The organism is Pseudomonas sp. MUP55 (assembly GCF_034043515.1).
Taxonomy (GTDB): Bacteria; Pseudomonadota; Gammaproteobacteria; order Pseudomonadales; family Pseudomonadaceae; genus Aquipseudomonas.
Genome location: NZ_CP138214.1, coordinates 5,653,118 through 5,668,324 on the forward strand (window position 1 = coordinate 5,653,118; position 15,207 = coordinate 5,668,324).

Annotated in this window: 17 protein-coding genes and 1 other RNA gene; 7 read left to right on the forward strand and 11 right to left on the reverse strand. The window is 61.9% G+C overall.

Features of this window, described 5'->3' with window-relative positions; genetic code table 11:
• Positions 1 to 53: 53 nt before the first annotated feature.
• The 8 genes from gcvT to SC318_RS25630 form a co-directional block, all read right to left on the reverse strand.
• Positions 54 to 1,136, reverse strand: a complete 1,083-nt coding sequence (gene gcvT, locus SC318_RS25595) for a glycine cleavage system aminomethyltransferase GcvT (RefSeq protein WP_320428919.1) — start codon at positions 1,134 to 1,136, stop codon at positions 54 to 56.
• Between the two features lie 156 nt (positions 1,137 to 1,292).
• Positions 1,293 to 2,909 carry an ABC transporter permease gene (locus tag SC318_RS25600; protein WP_320428920.1) on the reverse strand — a complete coding sequence of 539 codons (1,617 nt, stop codon included), beginning with the start codon at positions 2,907 to 2,909 and terminating at the stop codon, positions 1,293 to 1,295.
• A 161-nt stretch (positions 2,910 to 3,070) separates the two neighbouring features.
• Complete coding sequence (locus tag SC318_RS25605; RefSeq protein WP_320428921.1) at positions 3,071 to 4,075, reverse strand: extracellular solute-binding protein; 1,005 nt, start codon at positions 4,073 to 4,075, stop codon at positions 3,071 to 3,073.
• A 161-nt stretch (positions 4,076 to 4,236) separates the two neighbouring features.
• Complete coding sequence (locus tag SC318_RS25610; RefSeq protein ID WP_320431294.1) at positions 4,237 to 5,454, reverse strand: 2-octaprenyl-3-methyl-6-methoxy-1,4-benzoquinol hydroxylase; 1,218 nt, start codon at positions 5,452 to 5,454, stop codon at positions 4,237 to 4,239.
• Between the two features lie 8 nt (positions 5,455 to 5,462).
• Positions 5,463 to 5,948, reverse strand: a complete 486-nt coding sequence (locus SC318_RS25615; protein WP_320428922.1) for a DUF4442 domain-containing protein — start codon at positions 5,946 to 5,948, stop codon at positions 5,463 to 5,465.
• Positions 5,941 to 7,128: a 2-octaprenyl-6-methoxyphenyl hydroxylase gene (gene ubiH / locus SC318_RS25620; RefSeq protein WP_320428923.1), complete on the reverse strand. Its 1,188-nt coding sequence runs from the start codon at positions 7,126 to 7,128 to the stop codon at positions 5,941 to 5,943. Before ubiH ends, SC318_RS25615 begins: the two co-directional genes overlap by 8 nt.
• A complete protein-coding gene (pepP, locus tag SC318_RS25625; RefSeq protein ID WP_320428924.1) occupies positions 7,125 to 8,447 on the reverse strand; it encodes a Xaa-Pro aminopeptidase in 1,323 nt (440 codons plus the stop codon). The genes ubiH and pepP overlap by 4 nt, the downstream gene beginning before the upstream one ends.
• 20 nt (positions 8,448 to 8,467) lie before the next feature.
• Entirely contained in the window at positions 8,468 to 9,025 is a 558-nt protein-coding gene (locus SC318_RS25630) for a YecA/YgfB family protein (protein WP_320428925.1), read from the reverse strand.
• A gap of 138 nt (positions 9,026 to 9,163) precedes the next feature.
• On the opposite strand from SC318_RS25630, the gene SC318_RS25635 reads away from it, so the two are divergent.
• The 4 genes from SC318_RS25635 (at position 9,164) to SC318_RS25650 (ending at position 10,584) form a co-directional block, all read left to right on the forward strand.
• Positions 9,164 to 9,373, forward strand: coding sequence for a TIGR02449 family protein (locus SC318_RS25635; RefSeq protein ID WP_306490806.1), 210 nt, complete (start codon positions 9,164 to 9,166; stop codon positions 9,371 to 9,373).
• Positions 9,370 to 9,687: a cell division protein ZapA gene (locus SC318_RS25640; RefSeq protein WP_306490807.1), complete on the forward strand. Its 318-nt coding sequence runs from the start codon at positions 9,370 to 9,372 to the stop codon at positions 9,685 to 9,687. The genes SC318_RS25635 and SC318_RS25640 overlap by 4 nt, the downstream gene beginning before the upstream one ends.
• Before the next feature lie 30 nt (positions 9,688 to 9,717).
• Positions 9,718 to 9,896, forward strand: a non-coding RNA gene (gene ssrS / locus SC318_RS25645) — 6S RNA.
• A gap of 58 nt (positions 9,897 to 9,954) precedes the next feature.
• Positions 9,955 to 10,584: a 5-formyltetrahydrofolate cyclo-ligase gene (locus SC318_RS25650; RefSeq protein WP_320431295.1), complete on the forward strand. Its 630-nt coding sequence runs from the start codon at positions 9,955 to 9,957 to the stop codon at positions 10,582 to 10,584.
• A gap of 7 nt (positions 10,585 to 10,591) precedes the next feature.
• Here SC318_RS25650 and SC318_RS25655 read toward each other — a convergent pair whose 3' ends face one another.
• Complete coding sequence (locus SC318_RS25655; protein ID WP_015886446.1) at positions 10,592 to 10,738, reverse strand: hypothetical protein; 147 nt, start codon at positions 10,736 to 10,738, stop codon at positions 10,592 to 10,594.
• A 194-nt stretch (positions 10,739 to 10,932) separates the two neighbouring features.
• Here SC318_RS25655 and SC318_RS25660 point away from each other — a divergent pair, with 194 nt between their 5' ends.
• A complete protein-coding gene (locus tag SC318_RS25660) occupies positions 10,933 to 11,382 on the forward strand; it encodes an EVE domain-containing protein (RefSeq protein ID WP_320428926.1) in 450 nt (149 codons plus the stop codon).
• A gap of 4 nt (positions 11,383 to 11,386) precedes the next feature.
• On the opposite strand, the gene SC318_RS25665 is transcribed toward SC318_RS25660, so the two are convergent.
• The gene (locus SC318_RS25665) at positions 11,387 to 11,794 is read right to left on the reverse strand and encodes a flagellar basal body-associated protein FliL (protein ID WP_124388687.1); all 408 of its coding nucleotides are present in this window, start codon (positions 11,792 to 11,794) and stop codon (positions 11,387 to 11,389) included.
• A gap of 150 nt (positions 11,795 to 11,944) precedes the next feature.
• Between SC318_RS25665 and SC318_RS25670 the strand changes: the two genes are divergently transcribed.
• Both SC318_RS25670 and glpT read left to right on the forward strand, forming a co-directional pair.
• Complete coding sequence (locus SC318_RS25670) at positions 11,945 to 12,922, forward strand: NADPH:quinone oxidoreductase family protein (protein WP_320428927.1); 978 nt, start codon at positions 11,945 to 11,947, stop codon at positions 12,920 to 12,922.
• 294 nt (positions 12,923 to 13,216) lie between these two features.
• Positions 13,217 to 14,554, forward strand: a complete 1,338-nt coding sequence (glpT, locus tag SC318_RS25675; protein ID WP_016978960.1) for a glycerol-3-phosphate transporter — start codon at positions 13,217 to 13,219, stop codon at positions 14,552 to 14,554.
• Here glpT and SC318_RS25680 read toward each other — a convergent pair.
• On the reverse strand, positions 14,551 to 15,204 hold the full coding sequence (locus tag SC318_RS25680; RefSeq protein WP_124388689.1) for a gamma-glutamylcyclotransferase: 654 nt from the start codon (positions 15,202 to 15,204) through the stop codon (positions 14,551 to 14,553). The two genes, glpT and SC318_RS25680, sit on opposite strands and share 4 nt — an antisense overlap.
• Between the last annotated feature and the right edge of the window lie 3 nt (positions 15,205 to 15,207).

The window sequence follows — 15,207 nt, forward strand, 5'->3', positions numbered from 1 at the left end:
GTCTGTGTCCTCAAGAAGAAATGTCAGCGGCCTTTGGCCTGCCGGAAAATTTGTTAGATCAAGGTTTTGCCATGGCGCACGAAGGTCGGCTTGACCACTCGGACCGGGTACCACTTGCCGCGGATTTCCACTTCAGCCCGGTCGGCAGTCGCCGTCGGCACGCGCGCCAGTGCAATGGATTTGCTAAGCGTAGGAGAGAAACTACCACTGGTGATCTCCCCTTCGCCAACATTGGCGATACGAACCACCTGGTGAGCGCGCAAAACCCCACGCTCTTCCAGGACCAGACCTACCAGTTTGAACTGCACACCGGCGGCTTTTTCCGCTTCCAGCGCGGCGCGGCCGATGAAATTCCTGGTTGCCGGCTCCCAGGCGATGCTCCAGGCCATGTTGGCGGCCAGGGGGGACACCTGCTGGTGGATGTCCTGGCCATACAGGTTCATGCCGGCTTCCAGGCGCAAGGTATCGCGGGCACCCAGGCCAATGGGGGAAATACCGGCGCCCACCAGGTCGTTGAAAAACCCCGGCGCCTGGTCGGCAGGCAGGACAATTTCCAACCCGTCTTCGCCGGTGTAACCGGTGCGGGCGATAAACCAGTCGCCGTCGGCCTGGCCTTCGAACGGTTCGAGCTGATGAATCAGGGTGCCACGGGACTGGGTCACCAGCTCGGCGATCTTCTGCCGCGCGTGAGGGCCTTGAATGGCGAGCATGGCCAGCTCGGAGCGCTCCTGGAGCTGCACGGAATAGTGGCCCAGTTGCGCCTGCATCCAGGCCATGTCCTGGTCACGGGTGGCGGCGTTGACCACCAGCCGGTAACCGGTTTCGGTACGGTAGACGATCATGTCGTCCACCACCCCGCCCTGCTCATTGAGCATGGCGCTGTACAACGCACGGCCGCAGCCGTGCAGTCGATCGACATCATTGGCCAGCAGGTGCTGGAGCCATTCCTTGGCCTGAAGGCCGCTGACATCGATCACGGTCATATGAGATACATCGAACACCCCGCAGTCGCGTCGCACCTGATGGTGTTCCTCAACCTGCGAGCCGTAATGCAAAGGCATATCCCAACCGCCAAAATCGACCATTTTCGCGCCGAGGGCGAGATGCAGGTCGTACAGAGGCGTACGCTGTCCCATGGGTTTCTCCTTCCGGGCTTGGCGAAGGTGTGCAGAGCCACCGCTAGTGCCGCACGCCTTGAATGACAAGGCCTGCAGACACCTGTGGCAACCCGCCTCGAAAGACGCGGCACACCGAATGCCGCGCATTGTAGCCGCAAGCTGTAGGACTGGCACCTAACCGATTTGTCGTGCGGAGCGTCGGATCAGTCCGATGACCGGCAACAACCCGACCAGCACCAGGGTCAGCGCCGGCAGCGAGGCCCGCGCCCATTCTCCTTCACTGGTCATTTCGAAGATCCGTACCGCCAGGGTGTCCCAGCCAAACGGGCGCATCAGCAAGGTGGCGGGCATTTCCTTGAGCACATCGACGAACACCAGCAGTGCCGCGCTCAGGGTTCCGGGCAGCAACAGCGGCAGATACACCTTGCAAAACAGTCGGGGTCCACTCACGCCCAGACTTCGTGCGGCCTCGGGCAACGATGGGCGAATACGCGCCAGGCTGTTTTCCAGAGGGCCGTAGGCCACCGCCAGAAAGCGCACCAGATACGCCAGCACCAGCGCCGACAGGCTGCCCAGCAGCAACGGTTTGCCCGCGCCGCCCAGCCAGCCCGACAGTGGCACCACCAGCTCACGGTCCAGATAGCTGAAGGCCAACATGATCGACACCGCCAGCACCGAGCCGGGCAAGGCATAACCGACATTGGCCAGGCTGATGCCGGAACGAATCGCCCGCGTCGGGGCCAGGCGGTTGGCGAAAGCCAGCACCAGCGCCACGCTGACCGTTATCAGCGCCGCGATGCCGCCCAGGTACAGGGTGTGCACGATCAGGCCGGTGTAGCGCTCATCCAGATCGAACCGGCCGCGCTGCCAGAACCAGGCCACCAGTTGCAGCATCGGGATTACAAACGCGCAGGCAAACACCACGCCACACCAGGCACTGGCCGCAGCCGCCTTGAGCCCATGCAGGTGATACAACGCCTTGCTTCGCGGGCGCTCGTTGCCGGGCCGGCTCGCTCCGCGGGCGCGCCGCTCGCCATACAGCACCAGCATCACCACCAGCAGCAACAGGCTGGCCAGTTGCGCCGCACTGGACAGGCTGAAAAAGCCGTACCAGGTCTTGTAGATGGCGGTGGTGAATGTGTCGAAATTGAACACCGAGACCGCGCCAAAATCCGCCAGGGTTTCCATCAAGGCCAAGGCGACGCCGGCACCAATCGCCGGGCGAGCCATCGGCAGCGCCACGCGCCAGAACGCTTGCCAGGGCGACTGGCCGAGCACCCGTGCCGCTTCCATCAAACCCTTGCCCTGGGCCAGGAATGCCGAGCGCGCCAGCAGGTAGACATAGGGATAGAACACCAGCACCAATACGATGATCACCCCGCTGGTGGAACGCACACGCGGCAGGCGCAGCCCGTTACCGAACCACTCGCGCAGCAGGGTTTGCACGGGGCCCGCGAAATCCAGCAACCCCACGAACACGAAGGCCAGCACATAGGCCGGAATCGCAAAGGGCAGCATCAGCGCCCAATCCAGCCAGCGGCGCCCCGGGAATTCGCACAGGCTGGTCAGCCAGGCCAGGCTCACGCCCAGCAACGTCACGCCAAGACCGACGCCGAGCACCAACGTCAAGGTGTTACCCAACAAGCGGGGCATCTGGGTGTCCCACAGGTGGGACCAGATCTGCTGGTCGATGCTTTGCCAGGACAGCAACAGCACGCTCAGCGGCAGCAGCACCAGGGCGGCGACGCTGAAGACTGGCAGGTACCAGCGGCGTTGGGCGGGATGGGCCAAGAGCAAATTCCCTGGGAAAGGACTATCTGAAAGCAGACATAAAACACTGTGGGAGGGGGCTCGCCCCCAATGAGGGAGTATCAGTCACTATTGATTAGACTGACACTCCGCCATCGGGGGCAAGCCCCCTCCCACATTTTGATCTGCGGCGATTTACAGGATCAGTTCCAGCCGGCGCGGTCCATCAAGCGGATAGCCTCGGCCTGGCGCTTGCCCGCCACTTCCACCGGCAAGGTATCGGCCACGAATTTACCCCAGCTCGCCACTTCCGCCGACGGCGGTACCGCCGGGTTGGCTGGGAACTCCTGGTTTACATCGGCGAAGATTTTCTGCGCTTCGGGCGTGGTCATCCACTCCACCAAAGCCTTGGCCGCCTCTGGGTGTGGCGCGTGTTTGGTCAAGCCGATGCCCGACAGGTTCACATGCACACCACGGTCGCCCTGGTTCGGCCAGAACAGCTGCACCGCCAGGTCCGGCTTCTGCTTGTGCAGGCGACCGTAGTAGTAGGTGTTGACGATGCCCACATCGCATTGCCCGGCATTGATCGCCTCCAGCACCGCGATATCGTCGGAGAACACATCGGTGGACAGGTTATTCACCCAGCCCTTGACGATTTCTTCAGTCTTGCTCGCCCCATGGGTTTCGATCAGCGTGGCGGTGAGTGACTGGTTGTAGACCTTTTTCGCCGTGCGCAGGCACAGGCGGCCTTCCCACTGTTTGTCGGCCAGGGCTTCGTAGGTGGTCAGGTCGCCCGGTTTTACGCGGTCGGTGGAATAGGCGATGGTGCGCGCACGCAGGCTCAAGCCGGTCCAGGCGTGGGCTGAAGAGCGGTATTGCAGCGGAATGTTCTTGTTGATCACCTCGGAGGTGAACGGTTGCAGGATGCCCATCTGCTCGGCCTGCCAGAGGTTGCCGGCATCGACGGTGAGCAGCAGGTCGGCGGTGGCGTTTTCGCCCTCGGCCTTGATGCGCTGCATCAGCGGGGCTTCCTTGTCGGTGATGAATTTGACCTGCACACCGGTTTTCTGGGTGTAGGCGTCGAACACCGGTTTGATCAGTTCATCGATGCGCGAGGAGTAGACCACCACTTCGTCGGCGGCCTGCACGGTGGTGCTGCCGATCAGGGTGAGTGCCAGGGCAGTCAGGAGGCGCTTGGGTGCCAACATGGGTGCGGTCGCTCATTTGCAAAAAGAGGGCAAATGATAAGGACTCACATTTGGTAACGCTTGGTGGAGGCGTTACCAGATGTTGCACGGTTTGAGGTATGTGTGAGGGCTGGCGACCTCATCGGGGGCAAGCCCCCTCCCACAGGAGACCGCATTTCAATTTACAGTTTGGCGAGGTCCGGAAGGTCGCCGGTCAAGCCCAGGGCCTGACGCACAAACACCGCCTTGGCTTCCGGGATCTGATCGACGATCTTCAGCCCGGCATTGCGCAACCAGCGCAACGGCAGTTGATCGGCCTGGAACAGGCGCTCGAAGCCCTCCATGGCCGCCATCAGCGCCAGGTTATGCGGCATGCGCCGACGCTCGTAGCGGCTCAGCACCTTCACATCCGCCAGACGCTCGCCACGTTCGTTGGCCGCCAGCAGCACTTCGGCCAGCACCGCAGCATCCAGAAACCCCAGATTCACGCCCTGCCCCGCCAAGGGGTGGATGACGTGGGCTGCATCGCCAATCAGCGCAAGGCCCTCGGCCACATAGCGTTTGGCGTGGCGCTGACGCAACGGCACGCAGACGCGCGGGTCGGCGCTGATCACGTTGCCCAGACGCCCTTCAAAGGCACGCTCCAGTTCCCCACAGAAGCGCTCGTCATCCAGCGCCATCAGGCGCTCGGACTCCGCCGGCGTGGTCGACCAGACGATCGAGCACCAATCCTCATGCCCATCCCGCACCAGCGGCAGAAACGCCAGCGGGCCGGTGTCGGTAAAGCGTTGCCACGCCGTGCGCTGGTGCGGCTGGCTGCTGCGCACGCTGGTCACGATGGCGTTGTGCAGGTAATCCCACTCACGGGTGGGGGTGCCGGTCAGGCGGCGCACCGCGGAGTTGGCGCCGTCGGCGGCGACTACCAGCGGCGCGCGCAGCTTGCGGCCGTCGGCCAGGGTCAGCAGCCAGTCGTCACCGGAGCGACGCATCTGTTCCAGGCGCGCATTGGCCAACAGCCCCAGGTCGCAATCATGCAGACGGTCCAGCAAGGCATCCTGGACCACGCGGTTCTCGACGATATGCCCCAATACCTCGGCATGCACGCTGGCCGCCGAGAAGTGGATCTGCCCGGTGCCGCTGCCGTCCCACACTTGCATCTGGCCATACGGGCTGGCGCGACGCTGGACGATGCCGTCCCACACACCAAGGCGTTGCAGAATGCGCTGGCTGGCGGAGGACAACGCACTCACCCGCGGTTCAAAGGCCGCTGCCGGCTCGAACGGCTTGACGCTCAGCGGGCTGCCGTCAAGCAGCAATACCTGCAGGCCACTGCCTTGCAACGCCAGCGCCAGGGCGCTTCCGACCATTCCGGCCCCGACGATCAGCACATCTGCGCGCATGTCCATAGTCAAGCCTGTCTCGCTGGCGGCTTGCGCCGCACGTAAAGGGTTTTGTCGACTCGCGCCACCAGGGTGCCGGAGCCGTCATGAATCTGGACCTTGAGGCGAGGCAAATATTTCTCGCCATCGGCGGTCTGTCGGCGCACCTCGTCGAGCAAGGTGTCGTCGATGGAAAATTCGGCATACACCGGGCCTTTGCCCGGCGAGATGAAGTCGATGCTGGCGGCCTTGTCCCACACAATGTAGTCGCGGCCCAGGTTCTCCATCAGCATCAGCATGTAGAACGGGTCGACCATCGAATACAGGCTGCCGCCGAACTGCGTGCCCACATAATTGCGGTTATACCAGCCCAGGCCCATGCGTACTTTGACGTGACGAAAGTCAGCGCTCATCTGCTGCACGCTGACACCGGCGCCCAGATACGGCGGATAAAGCGTCATCACCCAACGCAACAGCCGCGCCTTGCCCAGCCGCTCGATCAGCCATTTACGCATCGGAGCGCGTGCCCAGGCCCATGGCCTGGCGGGCGAACCAGCGTTTGGCCGGCGGCAGCAGATCCAGGCCGAGCAGGCCCATGTTGCGCCCCAGCGCAACCAACGGTTGCCCGCTGCCAAACAGGCGCGTGACCTGGTCGGAGAAACCCACGGTCAATTGCTGGTCCAGGCGCTGGCGCTCGCGATAGCGTTGCAGCGTTGCCAGGTCTCCGGGCACTTGCGGCCCGGCCAGCAAGGCTTCGGCCAGGGCGCTGGCATCGCGCAGGGACAGGTTGAAGCCCTGCCCGGCAATCGGGTGCAGGCTGTGCGCCGCATTGCCCAGCACCACCAGGTGCGAGCGCACTTGTTCTTCGGCTTCCACCAGGGTCAGCGGATAAAGATGCCGCGCGCCCACTTGTTTCAGGGTGCCCAGGCGATAGCCGAACACCTCCTGCAATTGGCTCAGGAAACTGCGCTCATCGAGGTTGGCCAGACGCTGGGCGTCCATGCCGATGCGGGTCCAGACCAGCGCGCAGCGGTTGTCGGGCAGCGGCAGCAGGGCCATCGGGCCGTCATCGGTAAAACGCTCGAACGCTTCGCCATTGTGGGCTTCGCTCGGGGTGATATTGGCGATCAACGCGCTCTGATTGTAAGGCCGGGTTTTCACGCCGATGCCAAGCTGCTCGCGCAGACCGGAGCGACCGCCATCGGCCAACACCGCCAGGTCGCACTCCAGCACGGTTTCGTCATTGAGGGTCAGGCGATAGCCGCCTTCCAGCGGCTCCATGCGTGTGACCTCCGCCGGGCAGCGCCAGCTCACCACGTCCTTGTCCAGGCCTTGCCACAGGCACTGGCCGAGCCAGGCGTTTTCCACCACGTAACCCAGGGCCGGCACGCCTTCTTCCAGGGCCGACAAGCGCGCGGTGGAGAAACGTCCGCGGTCCGACACATGAATCTGCTTGATCGGCTCGGCGCGCTGGGAAATCGCTTGCCACAGGCCCAGGCGCTGATAAATCTGGCGGGCGCCGAAGGACAACGCTGAAGACCGCGCATCGTAGCTCGGCTGGTAGCTGTCACCCGGAGCGAAGGGCTCGATCAGGGCGATGGTCCACCCGCGCGCCTTGGCCCCGGCCTGCAACGCCAGTGCCAGGCTGGCGCCCACCAGGCCGCCGCCGATGATCGCCAGGTTGACCCGGCTCATCGGGCAGCCGCCATCAGCGCTTCGATCTCGGCCACCGTCTTGGGCACCGCGCCGGTCAGGATTTCACAGCCTTGCTTGGTCACTATCACGTCGTCCTCGATGCGTACGCCAATGCCACGCCACTTCTTCGCTACGTTCTGGTTGTCCGGTGAAATATAGATTCCCGGCTCTACGGTCAAGGCCATGCCGACTTCCAGCACGCGCCATTCACCGCCTACTTTGTACTCGCCCACATCATGCACATCCATGCCGAGCCAGTGACCGGCGCGGTGCATGTAGAAGGCGCGATAGGCTTCACTGGCGATCAGCTCGTCAACGTCGCCTTGCAGCAGCCCCAGCTTGACCAGCCCGGCCGTGATGACCTGCACGGTCGCCTCATGCGCCTGGTTCCAGTGCTTGTTCGGCGCGATCTGCTGGAAGGCAGCTTCCTGGGAGGCCAGCACAATTTCGTAGATCGCCTTTTGCTCGGGCGAGAACTTACCGTTGACCGGCCAGGTACGCGTGATGTCACTGGCGTAGCAGTCGATCTCGCAACCGGCATCGATAAGCACCAGGTCGCCGTCCTTGAGCAACGCGTCATTCTGCTGGTAATGCAGGATGCAGGTATTACGCCCGGCGGCAACGATGGAGCCATAGGCCGGCATTTTCGCGCCGCCCTTGCGGAACTCGTAATCCAGCTCGGCCTCCAGGCTGAACTCATGCAGGCCGGCACGGCTGGCCTGCATCGCCCGCACATGGGCCGCGCAGGAAATTCGCGCCGCCTCGCGCATCACCTTCACTTCCGCCGCCGATTTATACAGGCGCATGTCGTGAAGCAAATGATCCAGGGCAACGAATTCGTTCGGCGGCTGGGCGCCCAGGTGCGCCTTGGAGCGGATCACGTTGATCCACTCCATCAGATGCCGGTCGAACTCGGCATTGCTGCCCATGGCCGAATACACCCGGTCACGGCCTTCGATCAGGCCGGGCAGGATGTCGTCGATATCGGTGATGGGAAACGCATCGTCCGCCCCGAAATCACGAATCGCGCCTTCAGTGCCGGCGCGCAGGCCATCCCACAATTCGCGCTCGGCGTTGCGCTCGCGGCAGAACAGCACGTACTCGCCATGCTGGCGACCGGGCATCAGCACGATCACCGCCTGCGGTTCGGGGAATCCGCTCAGGTACTGGAAGTCGCTGTCCTGGCGGTAGACATGCTCCACGTCGCGATTGCGGATCGCCACGGCGGCGGCGGGCAGGATAGCGATGCTGTTGGGTTCCATCTGCGCCATGAGCGCCTTGCGGCGACGGGTGTATTCCGCTTTGGGGATATGGATCATGGGCAGATGGGTTTCCTCTCTTAGTGCAGCGACGGCTTGGGTGCCGCCGGTTCAGCGGACTTGCGGGTCTCGGTGAACAGCAACAATGGCGCGACGCGCAGGTATTCCATGACTTCCATGTAGTCGCCCTCGCCGTCCTCGGACTCTTCCAGGGCATCTTGCACCTGGGAGATGGCTGCCAGGTCCTGCAGCACTTCCTTGGCATCGGTGCTCAGTTCCAGGCCACCGGCGTTCACGCCGAAACCATGGAGGAAACCCTGGCACCATTGGCCCAGTGCAGCGGCGCGTTCGGCCAGCGGCACATCGTCGGTCGGCAGCAGCAGGACCACGGTGACGTCATCACCGGTCAGCTCGCCCTTGACCATCTCTTGCAGGCCGATCAGCGCATTGCGCACGTTATCTTCAGGTTCCTTTTCGAGCAGCTCGGCCACATCGGCCAGCCAGTTGTCGGCGTCGAAGCCGACACCGGTGCAGCTGCGGCCCAACAGCACGCCGTGCAGTTCGGCAGGCGAGCAAGGATGACCGCTGGTGCTCAGCAGTTTGGAAAAAGCATCGTACGGGGAGTTCTGAATGGGCATGGTGAGCTAGGCGCCAGACGGCGCAATGTCTAGAATGGAGCGCTGTATCCTAGCACCGGCAGACGTACCAAGACTATCGAGGGCGTCAGATCGTTTATCCTGCAGTTGCCATTCATCAGACAAATCCAGTGGAACCCAATGGAAGACACCGACCTGCAAGCGCTGATGGCCAGACTCGAACTGCTAATTGATCGGGTCGAGCAACTTAAGAGTCAAAACGGACTCCTACAAGCTCAGGAAAAGACCTGGCGCGAGGAACGCGCTCACCTCATTGAAAAAAACGAAATCGCCCGGCGTAAGGTCGAATCGATGATTTCGCGCCTGAAGGCCCTGGAGCAAGACTCATGAGTTCAAGCAATAGCGTTACCGTGCAGATCCTAGACAAAGAATATTCGATCATCTGCCCCCAGGAAGAGCGCAGCAACCTGGTGAGCGCTGCCCGCTACCTGGACGGCAAGATGCGCGAGATCCGCAGCAGCGGCAAAGTGATCGGCGCCGACCGCATCGCCGTGATGGCCGCGCTGAACATTACCCACGACCTGCTTCATAAGCAGGAGCGCCCTGATGTGCAGGCCAGCGGTTCGACCCGCGAGCAAGTGCGCGACCTACTCGAACGCGTTGATCTGGCACTCTCCACCGATTCAGAAGCACCCAAGGGCTGATTGCCGAATCTGTTTAAGGTATACTCGCCTCACTCCCTGGCGTGTTTGCCAGTCGGCGATGTCCCGGAGCCGATTCGCACTACCCTGGAAGTTGCACGTTGGGCTGGTGTGCATGTCCGCTAGACGGAAAGCCTTAAAGCCTACTGCTTCTTCCACCTTGAACTTTCGGGTTCAAGGGCTTAGTCGACAGCGGCTCTGCCGGGGAGCCTGAATTCCCAAACTCAATGCCAGTCCCAGGACTGGCATTGTTTTATGAGCCGAAAAGCCATGAACGAACCTGCGCCACTATCACGTCCGCAACTTCGACGCATGTTGCGCAAGGCCCGCCGCGCACTCACCCCCAGCGAGCAGCGCCAGGCCGCTTTGGGGCTATATCGACAACTGGCACAGCACCCGCTGTTTCGCCGGGCCAAACATATTTCTTTATATCTACCGACGGACGGTGAAATCGATCCGCGTCTGCTGCTGCGCGCTGCTCAGCGCCAGGGCAAGGCCACTTACCTGCCCGTACTGAGTGCGTGGCCGCGAACCAAGATGGTGTTCCAGCGCGTGCGGCCTGGGGATAAGTTGCTGCCCAACCGCTTTCGCATTCTTGAGCCACGGCCCAATGCCCAACGCCAACGCAAGGTGTGGGCGCTGGACCTGGTGCTGCTGCCGCTGGTGGGGTTCGATAATGAGGGCGGGCGATTGGGCATGGGTGGCGGATTCTATGACCGCAGCCTGGCCTACCTGGCCCGGCGCAAAAGCTGGCGCAAGCCGACGCTGCTTGGGCTGGCCCATGAGTGTCAGCAAGTGGATCGCTTGGCGCAGGCGAGTTGGGACGTGCCGCTGGCGGGCACTGTCACCGATAAGCATTGGTATGTCGCAGAAGCGCCGCTGGAACCAGCGACGCCTTGAAGTCGTGTTAACGCTTGAATTGCTGTTGCACAGGCGAGAGCTCAACCGGTGCATCGGTCTTGTTCGACCACAGGCTCTGGGCATACCCGGTGGTCACGACGCCCAGACCAAACAAAATAACCAATATCCATAGTAAATCCGGTTTACGTTGCATCGATTGCCCCCCTTCAGGCACCTCGTACACGATGACAACAACGTTCCAAAGTAGTCCGTTGCAGCTGCGCCAAGCTTAAAAGCCGGCATTCTGCGGTAACGTGAACCAACACGCAAACCTTGGCGCCAACCGACTGTCGGTTTGTCACGGCATTGCCCGACAACTTGCCCAATACCCTTTTCAGGAGCCCGAAAATGGCCTACTGGCTGATGAAATCCGAGCCTGACGAACTGTCCATCCATGATCTGGAAAAGCTCGGCAAAGCGCGCTGGGACGGGGTGCGCAATTACCAGGCGCGTAATTTCCTGCGCGCCATGGCGGTGGGCGATGAATTTTTCTTTTACCACTCCAGCTGCCCGGAACCGGGCATTGCCGGCACCGGCACAATCATCGAGGCCGCCTATCCGGACCCGACCGCGCTTGAGCCGGACAGCCACTATTTCGACGCCAAGGCCACCCTTGAGAAAAACCCGTGGAGCGCAATCGACGTCGCGCATGGGCAGACTTTTGCAAAGGTGTTGGGACTGGGCTACCTGAAGCAGCAGACCGCGCTGGCCGAACTGCCCTTGGTGCAAAAAGGCAGCCGGCTCTCGGTGATGCCGGTCACTGCCGAGCAATGGGCGGCGGTCATGGGTTTGTGTTGAGGCGTTACTGGATGATCAGGTTGTTGAACAGCAGGTCTTCCACCACCGGCTTGCCGGTCTCATCGTTCATGACTTGCTGGGTTTGCTTCAACGCTTCCTGACGCAGCTTTTCCTTACCTTCTACGCTGCTCATGGTTTCGTTGGTCTGCTGGGTAAACAGCGCCACCAGTTGGTTGCGAATCAACGCATCGTTGGCTTTGACCGCTGCGGCGGCTTCGGTACCGGTCACGCGCAGGGCGATGTCGGCCTTGAATACCTTGAGCTTGGCCGTGCCATCAAGCCCGTAGTTGCCCACGAACGGCGGGGTAAGGCTGATATAGCTGACTTTCGGCGCCTCGCCCTCTTTGGCTTCTTCGGCCTGGGCTGCCATCGGCAAGGTCAGGGCAAGCATCAACAGGATCCACGCTTTCACAGTTCATTCCTCGAATTCGGTTGCCGGGTAGCATAACGCTAGCAAGGCTGAGCACAAGCTTATGGGGGCTTATCAGGCGCGGGCATGCTCATTGACCCACGGGTGTACCCTCCTACACTTATCGGCCACGACGCCAAAAGGAATAGTCCGATGAAAGCTGTGCTGTGCAAAGCCTTCGGTCCTGCCGAAACTCTGGTGCTGGAAGAGATCGCCAGCCCCACGATCAAGAAGAACGAAGTCCTGCTGGACGTGCACGCGGCCGGGGTGAATTTCCCGGACACCCTGATCATCGAAGGCAAATACCAGTTCAAGCCGCCCTTTCCGTTTTCACCGGGTGGCGAAGCGGCGGGCGTGGTAAGCGAGGTGGGGGAGAAGGTCAGCCACTTGAAAGTCGGCGATCGCGTGATGGCCCTCACCGGCTGGGGCAGCTTTGCCGAGCAGGTCGCGGTGCCGGGCTACAACGTGCTGCCGATCCCGCCCAGCATGGACTTCAACACCGCCGCCGCCTTCAGCATGACCTACGGCACCTCGATGCACGCGCTGAAACAGCGCGCCCACCTGCAACCCGGCGAAACCCTGTTGGTACTCGGCGCCTCCGGTGGCGTGGGCCTGGCCGCCGTGGAAATCGGCAAGGCCATGGGCGCCCGGGTGATCGCCGCCGCCAGCAGCGCCGACAAACTGGCGGTGGCCAAGGCGGCCGGCGCCGATGAGCTGATCAACTACAGCGAAGCCAGCCTCAAGGACGAGGTCAAGCGCCTGACCGACGGCAACGGCGCCGACGTGATCTACGACCCGGTGGGTGGTGACCTGTTCGACCAAGCCATCCGTTCGATCGCCTGGAACGGCCGCCTGCTGGTGGTGGGCTTCGCCAGCGGGCGCATTCCGGAACTGCCGGTGAACCTGGCACTGCTCAAGGGCGCGGCAGTGGTGGGCGTGTTCTGGGGTTCGTTTGCCCAGCGTCAGCCGCAGGACAATGCGGCGAACTTTCAGCAGCTGTTCACTTGGTACGGTGAGGGCAAGCTCAAGCCGTTGGTGTCGCAGGTGTATGCGTTGGAACAGGCCGCCCAGGCAATCAATGACCTGGGGCAGCGCAAGGCGGTGGGCAAGGTGGTCGTCCAGACCCGCTGACCGGTATGAAATGCATTCAAATGTGGGAGGGGGCTTGCTCCCGATGGCGTTGTGTCAGTCACCTGATGTATCAACTGACCCACCGCTATCGGGAGCAAGCCCCCTCCCACAAGTGGATCTCCCGTGTCTGCAGAATCCATTTACGACCACAACTTATCTATTAGCGACATGTTCATAAGAGAACATGCAATTGCTCCGTTTTCCTGTGTTTGCAGATAAGAGGCGATGCTATTTTCGGTAACGAAACTGTAACATTCGCATCCGCAGTCAAAACAAGAAATTTGGAGCTCTTGAATGTTTGCTTTCTTTCGACCTGCCGCACACCAGGCGCCCCTGCCTGAAGAAAAAATAGACAGTACCTACCGACGGCTGCGCTGGCAGATCTTCGCCGGTATTTTCTTCGGTTACGCCGGCTACTACCTGCTGCGCAAAAACTTCTCCCTGGCCATGCCCTACCTGATCGACGAGGGTTACACCCGCGGTGAGCTGGGCCTGGCGATGTCGGCCATCGCGATCGCCTACGGCCTGTCCAAGTTCCTCATGGGCCTGGTGTCCGACCGCTCCAACCCGCGCTACTTCCTGCCCTTCGGCCTGCTGGTTTCAGCCGGGGTCATGTTCATTTTCGGTTTCGCACCCTGGGCAACGTCCAGCGTGACCATGATGTTCATTTTGCTGTTCATCAACGGTTGGGCCCAGGGCATGGGCTGGCCGCCAAGTGGGCGGACCATGGTGCACTGGTGGTCGCAGAAGGAACGCGGCGGCGTAGTGTCGGTATGGAACGTGGCGCATAACGTCGGCGGCGGCCTGATCGGCCCGCTGTTCCTGCTGGGCATGGCCTGGTTCAACGACTGGCATGCGGCCTTTTATGTACCGGCGACCGTGGCGTTGCTGGTGGCGGCGTTTGCCTTCATCACCATGCGTGACACCCCGCAGTCGGTAGGCCTGCCGCCTATCGAGAAGTACAAGAACGACTACCCGGAAGGCTACGACGCCAGCCACGAAGACGAATTCAGCGCCAAGGAAATCTTCGTCAAGTACGTACTGCGCAACAAAATGCTGTGGTACATCGCGTTCGCCAACGTGTTCGTCTACCTGCTGCGCTACGGCGTACTGGACTGGGCGCCGACCTACCTGAAAGAAGCCAAGCATTTCACGGTGGACAAGTCGTCCTGGGCGTATTTCTTTTACGAGTGGGCAGGTATCCCGGGCACGCTGCTGTGCGGCTGGATGTCGGACAAGATCTTCCGTGGCAATCGCGGCCTGACCGGCATCGTGTTCATGGCGCTGGTAACCGTGGCGACCCTGGTTTACTGGCTCAACCCGCCGGGAAATCCAATGGTCGACATGATCGCGCTGTTCTCCATCGGCTTTTTGATCTATGGCCCGGTGATGCTGATCGGCCTGCAGGCGCTGGAACTGGCACCGAAGAAAGCCGCCGGCACGGCTGCGGGCTTCACCGGCCTGTTCGGCTACCTGGGCGGTTCGGTGGCGGCGAGTGCGGCGATGGGCTACACCGTGGACCACTTCGGTTGGGACGGTGGTTTCGTGCTGCTGATCGGCGCGTGCATCCTGGCGATTGCGTTCCTGATCCCAACGCTGTGGCACACCAACAGCGTCAGCTCGGCGCGCTAACCGCCTGAGCAATCCTTTGCACAACGCTTGAGCCGCGCCTCCAGGTTTTTATCTGGCATGGCGTGGCTACGCAGGGCGTTCACGGTCTGCTCGACATAATCGCGAGTGGTGCCGTAACGCCCGCAAGCGCTTTGCAGCACATGATTGAGCACGATATCAGGCAAGTTGCCGGCATAGCTGGGCAAGTGCCGTTCCAGCACAAACCCCAATGCCTGTACCTGACTGCCATCCTCCAGCCGGCAACTGAGCCAGTGCGGTCGATAGGACGGGTACGGCATCTCGCGTTGCCATAACGCATAAAGCGAAGCCTCCAGCTGATCCTCCGGCAAGCGGTAAGCAAACCCGCTGCACGACCCGCCGCGATCCAGCCCGAACACCAGGCCCGGCAACTCCGGCGTACCGCGGTGCTCGTGGGACCACAGGTACAGGCCCCGGTGATAGCCATGGACCCGTGCGCGCACCCGCTCGGTGGAGGAGCATTCAGGACGCCAGATCAGCGAACCATACGCAAATAGCCAGACCGGCCCACCCTTGTGCCGACCCATAGTGGCCTGCATCGAGCTCATCAATTGTTCGTGAGTGAGTTGCGGCCCCAGATCGAGCCGCGGAGGGTAAGCCAACTGCAAAAGATCGGTTTCGATGGCGGTCATGGC